This window comes from Roseospira goensis (assembly GCF_014197795.1).
GTDB classification, from domain to species: Bacteria; Pseudomonadota; Alphaproteobacteria; order Rhodospirillales; family Rhodospirillaceae; genus Rhodospira; species Rhodospira goensis.
In genome coordinates this window covers 38,026-57,959 of the sequence record NZ_JACIGI010000007.1, presented here as the reverse complement: position 1 = coordinate 57,959, position 19,934 = coordinate 38,026, and the positions used below count along the sequence as shown (strand labels likewise).

The 19,934-nt window shown below is 72.5% G+C and carries 20 protein-coding genes; 7 read left to right on the top strand and 13 right to left on the bottom strand.

All coding sequences use genetic code 11. The features are described 5' to 3' along the window. Positions 1–97 precede the first annotated feature (97 nt). From GGD88_RS05835 to GGD88_RS05820, 4 genes are all read left to right on the top strand, one after another. A complete protein-coding gene (locus GGD88_RS05835; protein ID WP_184432691.1) occupies positions 98–1,228 on the top strand; it encodes a sodium ion-translocating decarboxylase subunit beta in 1,131 nt (376 codons plus the stop codon). Positions 1,229–1,948: 720 nt separating this feature from the next. Then, the gene (locus GGD88_RS05830; protein ID WP_184432677.1) at positions 1,949–2,284 is read left to right on the top strand and encodes a hypothetical protein; all 336 of its coding nucleotides are present in this window, start codon (positions 1,949–1,951) and stop codon (positions 2,282–2,284) included. 225 nt (positions 2,285–2,509) lie between these two features. Next, positions 2,510–3,319, top strand: coding sequence for an alpha/beta fold hydrolase (locus GGD88_RS05825; RefSeq protein ID WP_184432675.1), 810 nt, complete (start codon positions 2,510–2,512; stop codon positions 3,317–3,319). An 87-nt stretch (positions 3,320–3,406) separates the two neighbouring features. Further along, complete coding sequence (locus tag GGD88_RS05820) at positions 3,407–3,598, top strand: PLDc N-terminal domain-containing protein (protein WP_184432673.1); 192 nt, start codon at positions 3,407–3,409, stop codon at positions 3,596–3,598. Positions 3,599–3,610: 12 nt separating this feature from the next. Here GGD88_RS05820 and GGD88_RS05815 read toward each other — a convergent pair whose 3' ends face one another. Beyond that, positions 3,611–4,825, bottom strand: coding sequence for a divergent polysaccharide deacetylase family protein (locus GGD88_RS05815; RefSeq protein WP_184432671.1), 1,215 nt, complete (start codon positions 4,823–4,825; stop codon positions 3,611–3,613). Between the two features lie 462 nt (positions 4,826–5,287). Continuing rightward, a complete protein-coding gene (locus tag GGD88_RS19100) occupies positions 5,288–6,142 on the bottom strand; it encodes a tetratricopeptide repeat protein (protein WP_184432669.1) in 855 nt (284 codons plus the stop codon). A 136-nt stretch (positions 6,143–6,278) separates the two neighbouring features. On the opposite strand from GGD88_RS19100, the gene GGD88_RS05805 reads away from it, so the two are divergent. The 3 genes from GGD88_RS05805 to pip all read left to right on the top strand — a co-directional run bounded on the left by GGD88_RS05805 (position 6,279) and on the right by pip (position 8,891). Then, positions 6,279–7,169 (top strand): SDR family oxidoreductase, encoded by an 891-nt coding sequence (locus GGD88_RS05805; RefSeq protein ID WP_184432667.1) that lies wholly within the window; start codon positions 6,279–6,281, stop codon positions 7,167–7,169. After that, positions 7,166–7,864, top strand: a complete 699-nt coding sequence (locus tag GGD88_RS05800; protein ID WP_221237024.1) for an NTP transferase domain-containing protein — start codon at positions 7,166–7,168, stop codon at positions 7,862–7,864. Before GGD88_RS05805 ends, GGD88_RS05800 begins: the two co-directional genes overlap by 4 nt. Before the next feature lie 67 nt (positions 7,865–7,931). After that, entirely contained in the window at positions 7,932–8,891 is a 960-nt protein-coding gene (pip, locus tag GGD88_RS05795) for a prolyl aminopeptidase (RefSeq protein ID WP_184432665.1), read from the top strand. Between the two features lie 16 nt (positions 8,892–8,907). Here the strand turns inward: pip and GGD88_RS05790 are convergent, their stop codons facing one another. From GGD88_RS05790 to bchC, 11 genes are all read right to left on the bottom strand, one after another. Then, on the bottom strand, positions 8,908–9,066 hold the full coding sequence (locus GGD88_RS05790; protein WP_184432663.1) for a hypothetical protein: 159 nt from the start codon (positions 9,064–9,066) through the stop codon (positions 8,908–8,910). A 48-nt stretch (positions 9,067–9,114) separates the two neighbouring features. Further along, positions 9,115–9,378, bottom strand: a complete 264-nt coding sequence (locus tag GGD88_RS05785) for a cyclic nucleotide-binding domain-containing protein (RefSeq protein ID WP_184432661.1) — start codon at positions 9,376–9,378, stop codon at positions 9,115–9,117. Positions 9,379–9,983: 605 nt separating this feature from the next. Further along, positions 9,984–12,242, bottom strand: coding sequence for a photosynthetic reaction center cytochrome PufC (gene pufC, locus GGD88_RS18470; protein WP_221237023.1), 2,259 nt, complete (start codon positions 12,240–12,242; stop codon positions 9,984–9,986). After that, the gene (pufM, locus tag GGD88_RS05775) at positions 12,242–13,219 is read right to left on the bottom strand and encodes a photosynthetic reaction center subunit M (RefSeq protein WP_184432659.1); all 978 of its coding nucleotides are present in this window, start codon (positions 13,217–13,219) and stop codon (positions 12,242–12,244) included. Before pufM ends, pufC begins: the two co-directional genes overlap by 1 nt. Before the next feature lie 18 nt (positions 13,220–13,237). Beyond that, a complete protein-coding gene (gene pufL / locus GGD88_RS05770; RefSeq protein ID WP_184432657.1) occupies positions 13,238–14,062 on the bottom strand; it encodes a photosynthetic reaction center subunit L in 825 nt (274 codons plus the stop codon). Between the two features lie 141 nt (positions 14,063–14,203). Beyond that, entirely contained in the window at positions 14,204–14,386 is a 183-nt protein-coding gene (gene pufA / locus GGD88_RS05765; RefSeq protein ID WP_184432655.1) for a light-harvesting antenna LH1, alpha subunit, read from the bottom strand. Positions 14,387–14,396: 10 nt separating this feature from the next. After that, the gene (gene pufB / locus GGD88_RS05760; RefSeq protein WP_184432653.1) at positions 14,397–14,603 is read right to left on the bottom strand and encodes a light-harvesting antenna LH1, beta subunit; all 207 of its coding nucleotides are present in this window, start codon (positions 14,601–14,603) and stop codon (positions 14,397–14,399) included. A gap of 215 nt (positions 14,604–14,818) precedes the next feature. Further along, on the bottom strand, positions 14,819–16,276 hold the full coding sequence (gene bchZ / locus GGD88_RS05755) for a chlorophyllide a reductase subunit Z (protein ID WP_184432651.1): 1,458 nt from the start codon (positions 16,274–16,276) through the stop codon (positions 14,819–14,821). Beyond that, positions 16,276–17,841: a chlorophyllide a reductase subunit Y gene (gene bchY / locus GGD88_RS05750; RefSeq protein WP_184432649.1), complete on the bottom strand. Its 1,566-nt coding sequence runs from the start codon at positions 17,839–17,841 to the stop codon at positions 16,276–16,278. The genes bchZ and bchY overlap by 1 nt, the downstream gene beginning before the upstream one ends. A gap of 36 nt (positions 17,842–17,877) precedes the next feature. Continuing rightward, positions 17,878–18,834: a chlorophyllide a reductase iron protein subunit X gene (locus GGD88_RS05745; RefSeq protein ID WP_184432905.1), complete on the bottom strand. Its 957-nt coding sequence runs from the start codon at positions 18,832–18,834 to the stop codon at positions 17,878–17,880. Positions 18,835–18,881: 47 nt separating this feature from the next. Next, a complete protein-coding gene (bchC, locus tag GGD88_RS05740) occupies positions 18,882–19,835 on the bottom strand; it encodes a chlorophyll synthesis pathway protein BchC (RefSeq protein WP_184432647.1) in 954 nt (317 codons plus the stop codon). Between the last annotated feature and the right edge of the window lie 99 nt (positions 19,836–19,934).

Here is a 19,934-nt window from a genome sequence, read left to right as displayed (position 1 = left end):
AGGTCCCATGCCGCGCGGTCCGCCCTCGGCCGGGTTGGAGCGTCGCCGGTCCGACAAGCGGGCCGTCACCGGCAAGCGCCACTGGGGAGCGCCGTCCATGGAAACCTTCGAGCACCTGTTCGCCCTCACCGGCATCCCGGGCATCACGTGGCGCATGGCCGTCATGTGGGTGGTGGTGCTGGGGCTGATGTACCTCGCGGTGTTCAAGAAGTTCGAGCCGCTGCTGCTGGTGCCGATTGCCTTCGGCGCCCTGCTGGCCAACCTGCCGACCGCGGGGCTGGTGAACCTGCCCGAAGGCGACCACCCGGGCGGGCTGTTCTACTACATCCAGCAGGGCGTCCACCTGGAGATCTTCCCGCCGCTGATCTTCATGGGCGTGGGCGCGCTCACCGACTTCGGCCCCCTGATCGCCGCCCCGCGTACCCTGCTGCTGGGGGCGGCGGCCCAGTTCGGCGTGTTCGCCACGTTCATCGGCGCCACGGCCATCGGCTTCAGCGCCCAGGAGGCCGGCGCCATCGGCATCATCGGCGGCGCCGACGGCCCGACCTCGATCTTCCTCGCCAACAAGCTCGCACCGGAACTCCTGGCGCCGATCGCGGTGGCCGCCTACAGCTACATGGCCCTGGTGCCGCTGTTGCAGCCGCCGGTCATGCGGGCGCTGACGACGGCGGAGGAGCGGCGCATCCGCATGCGCTCGCTGCGCCAGGTGTCGCGCCTGGAAAAGCTGCTGTTCGCCCTCATCGTCACCGTGCTGGTGATCCTGCTGGTGCCGGCGGCCTCGGCCCTGATCGGCATGCTGATGCTGGGCAATTTCCTGCGCGAGTGCGGCGTGACCGAGCGCCTGTCCAAGGCGGCGCAGAACGAGATCATCAACGCCACCACCATCTTCCTGGGCACCAGCGTCGGCATCACCATGACCGGCGAGCGGTTCCTGCAGCTTGAGACCCTCAAGATCCTGGCCCTGGGCGTGGTCGCCTTCGGCATCGCCACCGCCGCCGGCGTGCTGATGGCCAAGGGCATGAACCTGTTTATCAAGACCAACAAGATCAATCCGCTGATCGGCTCCGCCGGGGTCTCGGCGGTGCCCATGGCGGCGCGCGTCTCGCAGGTCGAGGGCAGCCGCGCCGATCCGGGCAACTTCCTGCTGATGCACGCCATGGGTCCGAACGTGGCCGGCGTCATCGGGACCGCGGTGGTGGCCGGCTACTTCATCGCCACCTTCGGCTGACCCGGCTTCAGCCGATCCTGGCGGCCGACCTGGTGGCGGGACGGTGCCCCGACTCGGGGGCGCCCGTCCGCACACCACGGTCCGGTCCGGACCGCGGTCCGCCCGCACCGTCCATTGACAAACCGGTTGACTAGGCAAGCCGGACAATCGCGCAAAGGGCGGGCATAGGGCGCGCACAGGACCCGCATCGGGCGCCCATGCTGCGCTGCATCGCCAGTCTGCGGGGGCGCCGCCGGGGGGGCCGCGCCGACGCCCGGGAGGGCCGCGCGGACCCGTCCTTGGAGTGAGAGAATTACGCAACCGCAACACGGCGGGGTGACGGCGCCGGCGCGCCCCTCACGCGCCCCTCACGCACGTCTCAGACGACCGCGCCCTCGACCCAGGGGTTTATTGCGACGCACACCGGCACGCACCAGGGTCGAGGTTGTGAAATTTGTGACACAAAATAGCGGCTGCGACGAAACAAATTGACAGTGCCGGAAAAGGGACCATATTTGTCGAGTATGCCGCAGGGCATCGCCTGACCGATGTCGATCGCGCTGGCCCGCCTCCGTGATGTGGGCGCCCGACTCTGGGGCGCGCAAGGGGGTGGGCCGCCGTGGACCCGACCCCGACCGGCGATGGGCTGCGCGCACGGCCCCCAATCAACAAACATGCGCACACACATCCGGCACGACCCACACCACAAATCACGCGGGGCCGTCAGAGGGAGGACTGTTCATGACCCACCAGGCCCAGGCACAGACCCGGCGCCGCCTCGCCCAGCCCTGGCGCAAGGCCGCGTCCCAACACCCACAGACCCCACCCGCCGCGTCACGCGCCCGGCCCGATCCGCGCGCCGGCGCCAGCGTGGCCCGGCCGGCGCGCCCGGTCTCCCCCTGCTCGGGCGGCACCCCGAGCCAGGTGTGGGACTGCGACCACGAGCCGGACCTGAACAGCGTGCTGACCGACCCGATCGTGGGCCTGGTGATGAGCCGCGATGGCCTGTCGATCGAGGAGGTCGCCGGCATCGCCCGCCGCACCCGTCAACGCCTGCTGGAGGCCCGCGCCGGGTAACCCCGCCGGCACCACCGAGGAGGCCACCGTGTGGAGGGGCCGGCCGCCGCGAGGAGGCCGGCCCCTGCGCGTCGGGGTCGCGCCCGCGCGGGCGCCCCGCCGCCGGCGCGGCGGCCCCGGGACCGGTTCACGCCGCCGCGTCGATGGGATAGGGTCCGCGCGGGTGTCCCCCCCAGGGGTCCGCCGCGTCCGCCCGGACCCGTCCTCGATCCATCGGACCCGCCCATGCACCTGCACCGGACCGCCGTCGGCGACGGCCCCCCGCTTGTCATCCTCCATGGCCTGTTCGGATCCGGCCGCAACTGGGGCCTGATCGCCCGCCGGCTCGCCGCGCAAGGCTGGCGCGTCATCACCCCCGACCTGCGCAACCACGGGGCCTCGCCCTGGGAGGCGGCCATGGACTATCCGGCCATGGCGGCGGATTTGCGCACGCTGCTGGACGAGACCGCCGGGACCACGCCGGCGGTGGTGGCCGGGCACAGCATGGGCGGCAAGGCCGCCATGCGGCTGGCCCTGGAAAGCCCCGATCGGGTGCGCGCGCTGATCGCCGTGGACGTGGCCCCGGTGGCCTATGGGCACGGGCTGGAGGCTTACGCCCTGGCCATGCGCGACCTGCCCCTGGACGGGGTGACGCGCCGCGCCGACGCCGACGCGCGCCTGGCCGCCGCGGTGCCCGATCCCGGCATCCGCGCCTTCCTCTTGCAGAACCTCGACCTGGGCGGTCCGGACGCCCCCGGTCCGCGCTGGCGCCTTAACCTGCGCGCCCTGCTCGACGGCATGGCGACGATCTCCGGGTGGCCGGACCCACCGCCGGGGGCGTGCTACGAGGGGCCGACGCTGATTCTCGCGGGCGGCGCCTCGGATTACGTCCGCCCCGCGCACCACGCCACCTTGCGCGCCCTGTTCCCGGCCGCCACGGTCGAGACCGTGCCGGACGCCGGGCACTGGGTGCACGCCGAGGCGCCCCAGGCCACGCTGGACGCCATGGGTGGCTTTCTCGATCGCCTGCCCCCATTGTCTTCCCGATCCGCGTAACGGCGACGCCGGTTGGACGACTTGCCGCCGCGCCCCACTCACCACGCCCACTCACCACGCCCACTCACCACGAAGGGACCCCGCCCCGTGTTCGGACTGGAGTTCGGCCTCCTCGGCCTGCTTTTCCTGATCGTCGTCCTGTGGGCCGCCATGCACGTCCTGGGCAGCGACGCCGACCCGCTGCCCAAGGCACTGTGGCTGGCGGCCCTGCTGTTCCTGCCGCTGGCCGGCCTGATCGCCTGGTTCTTTCTGGGGCCGCGCGCCCGCCGCCGGCTGTAACCCGGGCGCCCCCTACACCGCGCGGGCGAAGCGCGCCACCGCGCTCGCCGGCACCAGCGCCAGCCCACGGGCCCGCGCCGGCTCGATCCACGCCGCCAAGGCGGCGATGGTGGCGTCGCGCGGGTGGCCGATGGCGATGGCATGGCCGTGCTGCACGGCCAGCCGCTCCAGCACGGTCAGTTGCCGGTCCACGGCGGCGCGCGCCGGGTCGTGATCCAGGAACACCGTGCGTTCCAGGAATGGCACCCCGGCCGCCGGCGCCAGCCGCGGCGCCACCGAGGCCCCGGTGGTGCGGCTGTCCAGGAACAGCAGCTCGCGCCGGCGCGCCATGTCCATGACGACATGCATGCCCGCGGTGTCGGCGGTGAAGCGCGAGCCCATGTGGTTGTTCAGACCGACGTAGCCGGAGAACGCCGCCAGGGCGCGCTCCAGGCGGCGCCGGATCTCCCCCGCGCTCTGCCCCACCAGCAACGCCCCCGGGCCCGGGTTCACCTGGGCGCTGCTGGGCTGCATCGGCATGTGCAGCATCAGTTCGTGCCCGAAGGCGCGGCCGGCCCGCGCCTGCGCCGGGAGGGCTTCGGCGTAGGCCATGAACGACAGCGTCAGCGGCCCCGGCAGCGCCGACACCCGGGCCGTGCGGTCGCGGTCCAGGCCCAGGTCGTCGATCACCACGGCCACCATCGGGCGCCGGCCGGGATGCGCGACGTTGCGGGCATTCGCCAGCCACAGCGGCGGCCGCGGGGTCGCCGGCGCGCGCGGTGGCGACCCTGCCATCGGTGCCGTCGGTACCGTCCGTGGCGGCGTGGCCGACACAGGCGCAGGCGCAGGCCCGGCGGCCGGTTTCACACCGGGGCGGACCCCGATCGCGGCCGGCTCCGGTGCGGCCGGTTCCGGTGTGGCAGGCTCCGGTGGAAGGTGGGCCAGCACCGTGCGGTCCGGCACCGCCACCCGGGCCGGCCGCGCCGGCGCGACCAGCACGTCGGGCATCGCACCCTCGGCCACCGGCAGGTCGATGCGCACCGCCTCGGCGGCGGGCACGTCGGCCACGGTCACGGTCCCCGGCGGCGGCCGCCGGGGCGGCAGCGGCGTGGCCACGGGCTCGGCCGGGGTCGTGCCCGCCCCGCCCCCGCCGCCGCGCAGATGCAGACCGAGCCCCATCCCGACGGCGAACAGCAGGGTGCCCCCGATGACCGCCCGGCGCCCGATGCCCGGCGGCGCCCCGCCCATGGCGGCGCGGGCCCCCCGGTTGCCGGAAACGGCCCAGTTCGGCCGACCACCCTCGGCCCGGCCGCGCGCCGGCGGCTTGCCCCCCGACTTTCCGACTGACGTTCCGGCTGACTTTGCGGCTGGTTTCCCGGGCGCCTTGGCGGAGGCCCGGGGCGCCGTCTTGGGCGCCGTCTTGGCCGCCGGTCTGGACCCCGCCTTGACGGGCTTGGTCGCCGTGGCCGGACCCGATGCCTTGGGACGCCGCGCCCGCGACCCCGTGCGCCCGGTCGGGGTGGCCCCCGTCCCGCCGCCGCGTCCCGAGCCTGTTCCGCGTGTCGCCATCTCTCGTGCCCGCCGCGCCCTGCGTAGAAATGCCGTCCGCCCCGCACCAAGTCTAGCGCAGCGCCAGGGCGTTCCCCAAACCCTAATCCAGCTCAAGTGACCTGGCAAGATGGGTCTTCAAGGGACTGGCATTCCACACATTTATTGCGGCTGAAAGGCCCCCTCAGGCCCCGCCATGTCGAGCCGCGCGAGGTTGTCGCGGGCGGCCGCCGCCTCCGGGCTGTCGGGCGCGACCGCGAGCAGGAGCAACCACGTCCGCCGCGCCCGGTCGGCGGCCCCCTGCAGGCGGTGGACGTTGCCCAGTTCCAGCAGCGCGCCGGGATGCGCCGGCACCAGGGCCAGCGCCGCCTCGGCGTCCGCCCGCGCCGCCGCCAGCGACTCCAGGCGGCGCAGGGCGCTGGCCCGCAACACCCGGGCCTCGACATCGTTCGGCCGCAGGTCCAGGGCACGGTCGAGGTCGCGCGCCGCTTCCAGATCACGGCCGCGGTCGGCGCGCGCCGTGGCGCGGTCGATCAGCAGCCCGGGCAGCCGGTCGCGCGCCTCCGCCGTCGCCCCCTCGGTCAGCGCGATGGCGGTGTCCAGGACCGCCTCGGCCCGCCCCGGACGGCCCGCCCGCAGCCAGGCCGCTCCGGCCTGGGCCAGGGCCTCCAGGCGCAACGGCAACCCGCGGCGGCTGTCCCGGGCCAGTCCCTCCAGGCGCTCGGCCGCGGCGGCGTACTCACCCAGGCCGAACAGCGCGACGGCGGCGCAGTGCCGGGCCGGCTCGCCCCCGCCCAGGCCCTGCCATGCCACCGCCGCCCCGAAGGCCCGTTGAGGGTCGCTTTCGGCCAGGTCCAGGCAGGCGGCATAGGCCGCGCGCGGATCCTCCACCGGGAGAGCGGTGGCACGGGCCGGCCCGGTGCCCGCCGCCCCGGCGACGGCCACCCCGGCGACGGCCACGGCGAGGCCCGCGATCCGGGCGGCGGTGCGCACCATCGGCGAGCGGGGATCGGACATGGGCGCAGCTCCCTGGGGCATCGGTCGGGGCCCGATGATAGGCGGCGCGCCCCCCCTCGTCACGGGGCGCGATCCGGCCTATGTCTCGGGCACGCACGGGCCGCGCCCGTCCCCCACGCCACCGCCCGGAGGCCCGATGTCCGCCCCGCCCCACCTGCTCTGTCTCGGGTTCGGCTACACCGCCCGCCGCCTGGCCCGGGAGGTCCTCGCACACGGCTGGACCGTCGCCGGCACCCACCGCACCGCCGACGGGGCCGCCGCGCTGGCCCGCGACGGCATCGAGGGCCTGGTGTTCGACCGCGACCACCCGCTGCCGCGCGGCACCCTGGATCGGGTCTCCCACGTGCTGGTCTCGATTCCGCCCGACGAGGCCGGCGACCCGGTGCTCGAGACCCTCGGCGACGCGCTGGCGGCGGCGGCGGGCGTGCGGTGGATCGGCTACCTGTCGACCACCGGGGTCTATGGGGACAGCGGCGGGGCCTGGGTCGACGAGATGACGCCGCCGCGCCCGACGCAGGAGCGGTCGCGGCGCCGCCTGGCAGCCGAGACGAGCTGGCTGGACCTGTGGCGCCAGCACGGCCGCCCGGTCGAGGTGTTCCGCCTGGCCGGCATCTACGGCCCCGGCCGCAGCGCGCTGGACAGCGTGCGCGCCGGCCGCGCCCACCGTGTGGTTAAGCCCGGGCACGTGGTGTGCCGCATCCACGTCGACGACATCGTGCAGGTGCTGCGCGCCGCCATGGCGCACCCGGAACCCGGCGCGTTGTACGCCGTGGCCGACGACGAACCGGCCCCGCCCCAGGACGTGGTGGCGGAGGCCTGTGCCCTGTTGGGCGTGACGCCGCCGCCGGAGGTGCCGCTGGCGGAGGCCGAGCTGTCGCCGATGGCCCGCAGCTTCTACGCCGACACCCGGCGGGTGTGGAACGGGCGCCTCAAGGGACGGCTGAAGGTGCGCCTGCGGCACCCGACCTATCGCGACGGCCTGCGGGCCATCCTGGCCGAGACCGCCGCCGCGGAGTCCTCGGCGTGACGGTCCGGCCGGTGCCCACGGCGGCGCCAGGACGGCTCGGGGTCGTCCTGCTGGCCGCCGGGCTGGGCCGGCGCATGGGCGGACCGAACAAACTGCTGCGGGACCTGCACGGCGCCCCCGTGGTGCGCCATGCCGCCGCCGCCCTGGCCGCGGCGCTGCCCGATGCGCCCCGGGTGGTGGTCACCGGGCGCGACGCCGAGGCGGTGGCGGCCGCGCTGGCAGGGCTGGACTACCGCGCGGTCGCCTCACCCGATCCCGCCGCCGGCCTCGGGGTCTCGCTGGCGACCGGCGTCGTGGCCCTGCCCGGGAGCGGGCTCGACGGGATCATGGTGGCCCTGGGCGACATGCCGACGATCGCCCCCGCCAGCGTGGCGGCGGTGGCGGCGGCCTGGGGCGCCGCCGCCGCGCCGGAGCGGGCGATCGCGCGCCCGGTGCACGGCGGGCGGCCCGGCCATCCGGTGCTGTGGGGATGCGCCCATCGGGCCGCCCTGGCCGGCCTCGACGGCGACATCGGCGGGCGCGCCCTCCTGCAGGCTCGGCCCGACCGTCTGATCCGCGTCCCGGTCGCCGACCCGGGGGTGGTGTTGGACATCGACCGACCCGCCGACCTGGCCGTCGCGGCCCGGGCGCTGGCCCCGCGATCGCGCCGCGACGACATCGAAAAACAGTGGTCTTCGGGGGGGTGCCCGTCGTAAGGAAGGGCGGGCCGGGCGCCCCGGCGGCGCCCACCGCACGCCCGAGACTCAGTCCTGGGGGACCAGTTTGAGCGCCAACGCCGCCAACACGCAGACCGACCTTCGCGACCTTCATCCGCCCATCACACCCTTTGACTCGGGCGTGTTGCCGGTGGCGGACGGACATGCGCTGTACTGGGAACAGTGCGGCCGCCCCGACGGCCTGCCGGTGCTGTTCCTGCACGGCGGTCCGGGCGCCGGCATCGCGCCGACCTACCGCCGCTTCTTCGACCCCGGCCGGCATCGCGCGGTCCTGTTCGACCAGCGCGGCTGCGGCCGCTCGTCGCCGCGCGCCACGCTCGACGGCAACACCACCTGGGACCTTGTTGCGGACATCGAGCGGCTGCGCCGCCACCTCGGCCTCGACCGGTGGCTGGTGCTGGGCGGCTCCTGGGGCAGCACGCTCGCCCTCGCCTACGGACAGCGCCATCCGGATCGCTGCCTCGGCTTCGTGCTGCGCGGCATCTTCCTGTTCCGCGCCCGCGAGGTCGACTGGTTCCTGAACGGCATGGGGCACTTTTTCCCCGAGGCCCGTCACGCCTTCCTCGACTTCCTGCCGGCAGCGGAGCGGGCGACGCCGCTGCAGAGCTACTACCGCCGCCTGTGCGACCCCGATCCGGGGGTGCACGGCCCGGCGGCGGTAGCCTGGAGCCGCTACGAGGAGGCCTGCTCCCGCCTGGTCCCGCGCCTCAGCGACACCCCGGCGGACGCCTGCCTGCCGCTCGCGCGCATGGAGGCCCACTACATGATGCACCAGGGGTTCCTGGACGAGGGGCAGTTGCTGCGCGACATCGACCGCATCGCGCACCTGCCGGCGATCCTGATCCAGGGCCGCTATGATCTCGTCTGCCCGCCCACCAGCGCCTGGGAGCTGCACACGGCCTGGCCCGGCAGCCGGCTGGTCATGGTGCCCGACGCCGGCCACGCCGCCATGGAGCCGGGGATCCGGCGGGCGATCGTGCAGGCGCTGGCGGACCTGCGCCCGTAAGCGCCGCGCGCCGACCTCACGCCGCCGGCGCCTTGAGGTCCAGCATCTGAAGCCGGGCGGCGCGCAGCCGTTCGCCCATGACCGGCACGAACCGGCTCAGCAGGTGGTAGCCGAAGGCCTGGTCCTGGTCCATGCGGGCACGCAGGCACACCGCATCCAGGCTGATGGCGCCCACAACCCCGACGGCGCGGGCGTCGAAGGTCCAGTTGTAGGGCGCGACCAGTCACGACCAGCCCAACACGTCGTCCTCGTGCAGCGTCTCCAGGACCACCGCGCCCTCGCCCGGCACGCGCACCTCGACCGCCACCTGCCCCTGACGCAGGATGAAGACGCGGTCGGCGAAGCCACCTTCCCGGAACAGCAGGGTCCCGGCCTCGAACCGCTCCTCCCGGGCGCAGCCGGCCAGGGCCGACAGGTGTCCCGGCTCCATGCCGGCGAAGAACGGATGGGCGGTAAGCAGATCGTCCAGCGCACGCGAGCGGTCCATGGCGGGGCCTCCTGCGGAAGGCGGAGCGGGGGAACGGGGGAACGGGCGGGGTCCGCGCGCGTGCCGGGCCTGCGGACCGGGTGGACGCGGTCGCGGTCCGGCCGTCGGCCCGGAGCCTTTCCGCGCAGGCCCCAGCGGCCCGAAAGTATACCGAGATCACCCCTGCGAAAAAAGGGAAGACGCCGCCGCGTCTCCGGCGCATCGCGCGAAGACACGCCCCAGGTCCCGGCTCGGTCCTCTTGGTCACGACGCGCCGGCAGAGGGCCCGGGATCCGGCCCGGTCCGGGGCGCCATGCGCCCGGCCCAGGGGCGCAGCCCTGCGACACGGGCCCCATAACGAAGAACACCCGGCGCGCGACCCTCGCGCCCGGGTGATTCTTCGTCGGTGTGTCCTGGCGGGAAAACAGCCTTAAACGATGTCGTCCCTTCAAAACCGTCGCGCCCGGGCCCCGGTCTGGCGGGCAGTGCTCCCGCCTTCGCCGGCCTCCGGCGCACCACCCCGGTCGTACCCCCCGGGGCGGACCCCATCATGGCGGGGCCACTGATCGGCCCCGCCGTGACGGGAGGGTCCCAGTCTCCTAACGGATCCGCGTCGCGCGCGTGCTCTACTGCGCGGCCGCGGCCTGCTCGACCTCGGCCGCCGCGTCGTCCGCGGGCGCCTCGGTCACGGTCTCATCCTCAGCGGCCGCATCCGGGGCGACCGGGTCTTCAGCGGCAGCTTCCTCGGCCGGAGCGGCCTCGGCGGCAGCCGGTTCCTCAGCGGCAGCCTCTTCGGCCGGAGCGGCCTCGGCGGCAGCCGGTTCCTCAGCGGCGGCTTCCTCGGCCGGAGCGGCCTCGGCGGCAGCCGGTTCCTCAGCGGCGGCTTCCTCGGCCGGAGCGGCCTCGGTGGCAGCCGGTTCCTCAGCGGCGGCTTCCTCGGCCGGAGCGGCCTCGGCGACAGCCGGTTCCTCAGCGGCAGCTTCCTCGGCCGGAGCGGCCTCGGCGGCAGCCGGTTCCTCAGCAGCGGCAGCCTCTTCGGCCGGAGCGGCCTCGGCGGCAGCCGGTTCCTCAGCAGCGGCGGCTTCCTCGGCCGGAGCGGCCTCGGCGGCAGCCGGGTCTTCAGCGGCAGCCTCTTCGGCCGGAGCGGCCTCGGCGGCAGCCGGTTCCTCAGCGGCGGCTTCCTCGGCCGGAGCGGCCTCGGCGGCAGCCGGTTCCTCAGCGGCAGCCTCTTCGGCCGGAGCGGCCTCGGCGGCAGCCGGTTCCTCAGCGGCAGCTTCCTCGGCCGGAGCGGCCTCGGCGGCAGCCGGTTCCTCAGCGGCGGCGTCCTCGGCCGGAGCGGCCTCGGCGGCAGCCGGGTCTTCAGCGGCAGCGTCCTCGGCCGGAGCGGCCTCGGCGGCAGCCGGTTCCTCAGCGGCGGCTTCCTCGGCCGGAGCGGCCTCGGTGGCAGCCGGTTCCTCAGCGGCGGCTTCCTCGGCCGGAGCGGCCTCGGCGGCAGCCGGTTCCTCAGCGGCGGCGTCCTCGGCCGGAGCGGCCTCGGCGGCAGCCGGGTCTTCAGCGGCGGCGTCCTCGGCCGGAGCGGCCTCGGCGGCAGCCGGGTCTTCAGCGGCGGCGTCCTCGGCCGGAGCGGCCTCGGCGGCAGCCGGTTCCTCAGCGGCAGCTTCCTCGGCCGGAGCGGCCTCGGCGGCAGCCGGGTCTTCAGCGGCAGCCTCTTCGGCCGGAGCGGCCTCGGCGGCAGCCGGGTCTTCGGCCGGAGCCGTGGTGACGAACTTGTAGCTCGCCGCCCGCAGGTCGGTCCCCTCGGTCGCCGGCGCGGCCAGCGACGGATAGGCGCTGATCATGTCGGCACGGTTGAGCGGGAAGTTGACCGCCTGGTGGCAGGTCGCGCAGTTCGCCTTCGGGGCGTCGCCCAGCGCGCCCAGCCGCATGGCCGGGTACTCGGGCTGCAGCGGGATCAGGAAGTTCTGGTTCAGATCCTGGTTCATGCGGATGCCGTACCACGCGGTGACGCGTGTCGGGTACCACTCCACGAACGCCCGCGAGTTGTGGCAGTAGGTGCAGTTGGTGCCCAGGGCCTCGGAGATGTGCATCATGAGGCCGTAGGTCACCTCGCCGTCCTTCAGGTCCGGCTCCAGCTTCCATTCCGTTGGCAGCGCCGTGGTCGGCACCACGCGGATGTCGCCGAGACCCTGATCCATCTCCTTCAAGTGGATCGACAGGGCGTCGTTCGGCAGCGACGAGTAGGCCGCCAGCGGATCGGGCGCGTTCTGCCCGAAGCGGTTGCCGGCTCCCTCGCGGGCGCTCTCAACCGGCTCGGGGTTGTCGAACCAGATTTCCGTCGGCACGGGGTTGCCACGGTGGCAGGTGTAGCAGTTCACACCCGACGGCGCGACGTGATCGCTCCACACCGCATTGATGTGCTGCGTCATCTGCACCATGCGTCGCGAGACGACCTTGGTGTAGATGTCATCGGAGACGTAGTCGACGCCGCCGTCTTCGTTCACCACGTGACAGTAGTTGCAGCCCTCGGCCGGCGACACCCACTCGGTGATCAGGGTCATCATCCGGTCGAAGTTGGCCTGGGTCAGGTGGCCCAGGGCCGGCACGTTCTCGTACACATCCGACGCCAGAGGACCGTCCGCCGGGAACGGCGGCCACTCATCCGGCGGCTGGTTGACGAGATCGCGCGCCTTCACCGTGCGCACGTTCTGGATGTTCTCCATCGCGACGCCGCGGTAGCCGAGCTGCTCCACCGTCTTGGGCGGAATCAGGGTGAAGATGTAAAAGACGATGATGAGGCAGGTCGCCACCCAGATCAGTCCCGCAAGCGGCACCGAGCTGAGTTTGTAGGTGGCCTTCCTCTGGGCTTCGTTCCTGAACTCGCTCATCACTGGGTCCCTCCGCTCATCAGCGCCGGGTCAGTGACGCCCGGGTAGAGGTCGGGGTACGTCGGCACGAGCCCGTGCTTCTCGCCCCAGAGGAACCAGTTGTCGACGACCGTCCCGGTCAGGATGATGCCGATCGCGCCGGTGACAGGGGTGAGAACGGCGAACCACCAGGCCCAGCGATGGATCGATTCCATGGTCGCGTTGAAGCCCATGGTCCAGCGCCAGAACAGGGCCGCGCGCTCCGCCGCCGTACCACGATGCGTGATCTGCTCCACCTCGCGGTCGCCGCCGTAGCGCGCCACCGACAGGATGGTCCCGCCGTGCATGGCGAACAGCAGCGCCGAGCCATACAGGAAGGCAATCGAGAGCATGTGGAACGGGTTGTAGTACAGGTTGCCGTAGCGCACCGAGAACGCCGCCGTCCAGTCCAGGTGCGGGAAGATGCCGAACGGCACCGACTCGCTCCAGCCGCCCATGAACACGGGCCGGATCAGGCCCATGGCCAGGAACAGGAAGATGGCGGCCGCCCACGCCCACGCGGTGTGGGTGCCCATGCCGAGCGCGGTGGCGCGGCGGTAGGTGCGGACGAACCACAGCAGCAGGGACGCCGTCAGGAAGAAGCCGGCCATCAGCCACCAGCCGCCTTCGTTCAGGGGCGGAATGCTCAGCCCGTACTCGGGGCCCGGGGGCTCCAGGGCCAGCCAGGGCAGCTGGCGCACGAACTGCACCGGATCCCAGTCCACGGACGCCCACATGTACAGCCCGATGATCTCGAAGGCCACCAGACCGAACGCCACGGACAGGACGCCGTAGAAGCCGAGGTAGATCGGACCGATCTGCGCGTCGCCGAACCATCCCGCGATGCGCGAGAAGATCGGCTTGCCGACACGGCCCAGCTCGCCCTCGTCGATAGGCACGCCCAGGTGGGCCGGGGCCCTGACCTGCACGCGCGTGAAGATACTCTGATACTCAGCCATCGTGATGACCCCCTCGCGCTAGCTCCAGATCGGCAGGTCGAGCCACCAGGTCCACCATTCCGGCCACCCGCGCGTCCACCACGGACCGCTGATCACGATGCACACGGCACTCCAGAACACCGCGCTGACGGCCAGGAACAGACCCAGGCGGTGAATGCCGAGCGGACCGATCGAGTAGCCGATGAAGTCCCGGAAGAACGTGTTTTCATGCTCCGGCAGCTTCACCACGTCCCCCTTGCCGGGGTTCGAGGCCGACAAGATCAGGCTGCCGTGCAAGGCCAGCGCGAGACACGTCGTGAAGAAGAACGTGATCGCCAGCATGTGCGCCGGGTTATAGTGGAAGTGCAGGAACTGGTAGCCGACGTTGGACACCCAGTCCAGGTGGCTGAGAATGCCATAGGGGAAGCCATACCCCCACGCACCCATCAGCACCGGGCGGATGACGACCAGCGTGACGTAGGCAAAGATGGCGAACCCGAAGGCGATCGGCACATGATAGCCGATGCCCAGCTTGTTGCAGATTTCCACCTCCCTGAGCGCCCAGGCAATGAACGCGCCGGTCGCACAGATGGTGATGATCTGCCACAGACCGCCCTCCGCCATGGGCGCCGGCATCAGGCCGTAGCTCAGGTCAGGCGGTGCGATGTTGTATTCCCAGATCGTGTTGTCCGGCCCGATGGCCGCACCCCAGATGATGAGAAGAGTGCCTAGAACGGCAAAGAATACTGTCGCGACCCCGAAGAAGCCGACATAGAACGGCCCCACCCAAAAGTCGAACAGGTCCCCGCCGATCAGTGTCCCTCCACGGACACGATATTTTCGCTCGAAATCCAGCATGGCCATTGTTGGGACCCTCCGGCCGGGAGGCTAAGTAATGGCCGCCTCCACGTATAGATCAGCAGCGGCGGGTTCCGGGCCTCGCGCCGGAGACCCGACCGCTACCAACGAGACACGGTCTTGCGACCGCGACCTCCAAAGACAGCCCTAGGAGATCAGACGCGTCGTGGAACCAGCCATATCCACCGCGTTGACCGCCGAGGCTTCCATCCAGTTCAGACGATCGGTGCTGAGCAGGATGAAATGGATCAGCAGCGCCAGGACGAGCAGGAAAACGCCCAGGGCCATCAGGATGCGCTGCGGGTCAAAGAGAAGCCACATCTTCCACATGATATCTCTCCTAGGACACGAGGGTCAGAGCGGTCGTCGCGACACTGGCGACGTCGGCGTTGCAGGCATCGCTGCTCAGCCAGGGGCAGTACATCCACGCCAGGATGTGCGCGACCACGGCGGCACCCACGAAGCCGCCAAAGGTCTGCTGAAAGATGCCGTGGAATTCCTGCGCCTCGTCTTCGGTCATGCCCGAGGGGCTCACGTTCTCAGCCATATCCTAAACCTCCTGGTAGTTGGCCACTTCCGGCCGTTGCCGACCGTGCCCGACCCGGCGGCACCCGCCGCCGACCCGACTCACGGTCCGACCGTCCAAGCCGCCCGCACCACGTTTCCGGGCGACCCCCCGTTCCCCCCGCGGTCGCCAGCCGACGACGGGTGCGGGGGAACCCGGAGTGGGGAGCGAGGCCGATTGCATGTCGAACGCGTCGATCATGCCACCGGCCCCTCTGCGAAGGACGCGAGGGCCTCGGCCACCCGCGCCTTCGTCACGGTGTCCTCGCCGTGACGACGGGCCGCCTGCTCCGCCGCATCGCGCAGGCGCTTGGCCGCGGAGATGCGCACGAGCACGGGCCGCGCCTCGACCGCCGCATCGAGCAGGGTCTTGGCGTCGTCGTCCCAGGGCAGTTCCCGATGCAGGCGCGACGGCGTCGCGTCCACCGCATCCAGGTCGGTGCCCAGCGGGAGGATATTGAAGAGCGCGTCGAACAGGGCGTTGCAGACCTCCTGCACCAGGTAGGTCGCGCCGGCGTAGCCCATGAAGGGCGTGCCGGTGTGCCGGCGCACGATGGCGCCCGGGAACGACGCGGGGATGTACTGCGCCCGCCCCCCGGCCTCGGCCAGGTAGCTGCGCTCGTTGTGGCTGCCGAACACGATCAGCGGCGTGTCGGCGTGGATGGCGGCGCGGATCGCCGCGTTGTCGGGCTTGCCGCCCGGCGTGCGGGCGAAGGACCACTGACAGGGCAGGCCCATCTCGCCTTCCAGGAACTGGCGCACGCCGCGCGCGTAGGTTTCGGTCGCGGCGATGCCGAAGCTGGCGGTGCCGAAGAAGTCCTGGGTGACCGAGCGCCACAGGTCCCACACCGGCTTGATGGTGGTGTGCTTCTCGGCCGCGATGAACGGCTCGGGGTCCAGGTCCAGCACCTCGCCCAGCGCCCGCAGGAAGCGGGTGGTCGAATGCAGCCCGATGGGCGCCTGCAGCCAGGGCGTCTCCAGCGCCTCGCACAGCGACCGGCCCAGCTCGCGGTACAGGCACACGCTGGCGTCGGCATCGACCAGCCGGCCGACGTCGTTGAGCGCGCAGCCGAGCGGGAACACCAGGTTCACCTCGGCGCCGATGCCCTCGATCAGGCGGCGCACCTCGGCCAGATCCGACCAGGTGTTGAACATGCCATGGATGGGTCCGACGATGTTGACGCGCGGCTTGGCGCCGTCGGTGCGCGGGCGCGGCTTGGGCCTGCGGCCCTTGGTCAGGCCGTATTCCTTCCACAGCCAGGTCAGGGCGCGGTCGGCGCACTGCCACTGGTCCTCGTCGATGGTGCGCGGCAGGAAGCGGCGGATGCCGGTCCCCTCCGGCGTGACCCCGCCGCCGATCATCTCGGCGATCGAGCCGGTCACCACCACCGCCGGCTTCGACGGATCGAGGGTGCCGTGGGCGCGCTTCATGGCCGCCTCGGTCCCGGTCTGGCCGAGTTCCTCCTCGCCCAGCCCGGTCACCACCACCGGCAGCTCGTGCGGCGGCAGCGCGTCGGTGTAGTGCAGCACCGCGGTGACCGGCAGGTTCTCGCAGCCCACCGGGCCGTCGATGATGACCTGCAGGCCGCGGATCGCGGTGAAGACGTACACCGCCCCCCAGTAGCCGCCGGCGCGGTCGTGGTCGAGCACGAGCATCAGCCGGCCCTCCCCGTACGACCCGCGCTCTCCCGCGGCGCCTGTTCCCAGATGCCGGCCGTCTCGCCCGTGCCGACGCCCGCGAAGAAGGCGCGCATTGTGCCGAAGCGGTCCTTGTTGGCGGCGGCGGCGTTGATGACCTGGGCGAGCGAGCCCGCCCCGGCCGGCCCCATCAGCGGACGGGCCGAAATCAGGTTGGTGAAGTACAGCGCCGGGATGGCCTTTTCCTTGGCGTGCTGGACCACCGGCGTGGTGCCGATGGCGACGTCCGGATCGACCTCGTCCACGGCCTGGATGTCGCGCTCCAGGGGCGCACGGAAGGCGACGGTCACGCCCTTGGCCTCCAGCCAGGCGGCATCGTCGGCCGACCAGGGCGTGCGCGGCAGCGCGGTGCCGACGTAGGGCACCTCGGCGCCGCTCTCGATCAGCAGGCGGGCGACCAGCAGTTCCGAGCCCTCGTAGCCCGACACCACCACCCGGTGCCGGATCGGCTTGGCGTCCAGCGCCGCGCGGATCGCCGGCAGGGTGCGCGCCTTGGCGGTGTCCAGGGCGGCGGCCGGCACGTTGGCGGCGGCCGCGACGGCCTCCAGCCACGCCGCGGTGCCCTCGACCCCCACCGGCGCCGAGCCCACCACCGGCCGACCGGCCAGATCGAACTGACGCACGCAGGCGGTGTAGAACGGGTGGATGGCGGCGGCCACGGCGCAGTCGAGGGCGGCGTACAGTTCGCGCCACTCGCGCGTCGGCACCACCGGCCCCACGGCCAGATCCATCGGCGCCAGCATGTGACCGATGCCGACCGGGTCGGCCGGGAACATCTCGCCCATCAGGGTCACGGTCGGCTTCTCGGCCGGCCCGCCGCGCGGCGCCATCACGGGGCCTTGCTCGGCCTCGGCGCGGGCGTAGGCCAGCATGGCGCCGGACAGCACATCCTTGGCCTCGGCATGGGTCGGCACGCCGAACCCGGGCACGTCGATGCCGATGATGCGCACGCCGTTGATCTCGCGCGGCAGCAGCCGCAGCGGCACGCCGGAGGCCGACGGGACGCACAGGTTGGTGACCACGATGGCGTCGAGCTTGTCCGGGTCGGCCAGACCGTGCACGGCCTCGCGGATATCCTCGAACAGCTTGCCGGTGACCAGGGTCTCGGAGTCGAACGGCACGTAGCCGATCGGCCGCTTGGCGCCGTAGAAGTGCGACGTGAAGCTGAGGCCGTAGACGCAGCAGGCCGAGCCGCTCAGCACCGTGGCGGTGCGGCGCATGCGCAGGCCGATGCGCAGCGAGCCGAACGCCGGGCACATGGTCTGCGGCCGGTCGTGCGGCCCCTGGGGGTAGTCGCGAGCGAGCTGCGCCAGGGCTTCGGTGGCCGGGCCCTGCCCCGCCATCGCGGCGGCGCGGGCCAGTTCGTCGGATCCGGCGTGGCATCCCGCCGCGTCGGAGCCGGCCGCGCCGTCCACGCCGACCGGCGCCGCCGACACGGGCGCAACCGGCGCCGCGTCGGTGGCCGCGTCAGCGGTCCCCTCGGCGCGCACATCGTCGCGAATGTCGGTGGTGCAGTCGGTCATCGGATCAGCGCCTTGCCTTTCGGTCTCCACGGGGGATCACACCGTGTCGTAGACGACTTCGAGCGACGCGCGCTCGATCACCTTGCCGCCGCGCATGTCGGCGGCGGTCGCGGGCTCCAGGACCACGTCCCGGCCCACGTCCTCGTTCTTGAACAGACCCAACAGGCCGTCCTGGCTCAGCGGGGCGGGATGCACCGGCGACGCCTCGGCCACATTGGTGGCCAGGGTCTCGAACAGCGGCCCCCACGGGCCGTCCGGGGTGCCCACGATCTGATAGGCCGCGCTCTTGCGGCGGATGTCCTCGTCGGCCGGAATGGTCGCCAGCACCGGGATGCCGGCTGCCGCGGCGAAGGCCTGGGCCTCGCCGGTGCCGTCGTCCTTGTTGATGACGATGCCGGCCACGCCGACGTTGCCGCCCAGCTTGCGGAAATATTCGACGGCCGAGCAGACGTTGTTGGCGACGTACAGCGACTGCAGGTCGTTGGCGCCGACCACGATCACCTTCTGGCACAGGTCGCGGGCGATCGGCAGGCCGAAGCCGCCACACACGACGTCGCCCAGGAAGTCCAGCAGGACGAAGTCGAAGTCCCACTCCTGGAAGCCCAGACGGTCCAGGATCTCGAAGCCGTGGATGATGCCGCGCCCGCCGCAGCCGCGCCCGACCTCGGGGCCGCCCAGTTCCATGGCGTAGACGCCGTCGCGCTTGAAGCAGACGTCGCCGATGGTGACGTCCTCGCCGGCCAGCTTCTTTTTCGCCGAGGTGTCGATGATGGTCGGCGTGTTGCGCCCGCCAAACAGCAGCGAGGTGGTGTCGCTCTTCGGGTCGCAGCCGATCAGCAGCACCCGCAGCCCCTGGCGCGCCATCATGTAGGACAGGTTGGCGAGCGTGAAGCTCTTGCCGATGCCGCCCTTGCCGTAGATGGCGATGATCTGCGGGCGCGTGGGCGCGGCCGTCTCGGCACGCGGCCCGCCGGCACCGGCGGTCTCGGCCATGGCACGCGGCGACACGACGCTCGGGGCGGCGCTGCTGCGGGTCGGGGTCATGCGCGGGCTCTCCAATCCAGAATCATTTTCAAGCACGTCGGATCACCGAAGGCGGTGCGATAGGCCGCTTCGGCCTCGGTCACCGCGGACCGGTGAGTGATCAGGCCGTCCAAGGACAAACGGCCCTCCGCAATCAAAGCCAGCACGGCGGCAAGGTCCGCCGGGCGCCACTCCGCCGCCACCCGCACGCGCACCTCGCGCAGGAAGGCGGGCACGAAGTCGAAGCCCACCGTGCCCTCGTAGAAGCCGGCGAGCACGATCTCGCCACCCGGTGCCAGCCGCCCGATCAGCGCATCCAGGATGGCGCCATCGCCGCTGACGTCGCAGATGACGCGGTAGTCGCGCCGCGCGTCCGTCGCCGGGTCCACCACCGTGTAGCCCAGGGCTCCGGCCGCCCGCGTGGGATCGCGTTCCCACACCACCGGGGCCGCACCGCCCATCGCCACCACCAGCCGGGCAATCAGCCGACCCAGCACACCGTGGCCCACCACCAACTCGGGCAAGGCCGCATCCCCGGCGCCGTCGCGGCCCGCCAGGGCATGGCGCGCGGTCGCGGCCAGCGCCAGCAGCACGGCCTTCTCACCCAGGTCCTCGGGCACCGGCACCACGCGGGCGCCCGGCACCACGAGACGCGACGCCGCGCCGCCGAACAGGCCCTTCACCGCGCCGTAGCACTTGGCGCCCGGCACGAACACGCGCGCCCCCTCGGACACCCCGGCTGCCGGCCCCGCGGCCACCACGCGGCCCACCGACTCGTAGCCCGGCACCAGCGGATAGCCCATGCCCGGGAAGGGCGGCATGCGGCCGGTCCACAGCAGACGCTCGGTCCCGGTGCTGATGCCGCTCCACTCGACCGCGACCACCACGTCCGCATCGGCGGCCGGGTCCAGGTCGAGCCGGGTCAGCGACAGGCGCTCCGGTTGCTCGATGACGATGGCGTCGGTGTGCATGAACCCTCGCGGCGGTTGCTCCACGGGACGTCGTCGAAGCCCTGAGTGAGGACTGTCAGTCTAGCTTGACTGCCCCGCATGTCAATCCCGACTTACATT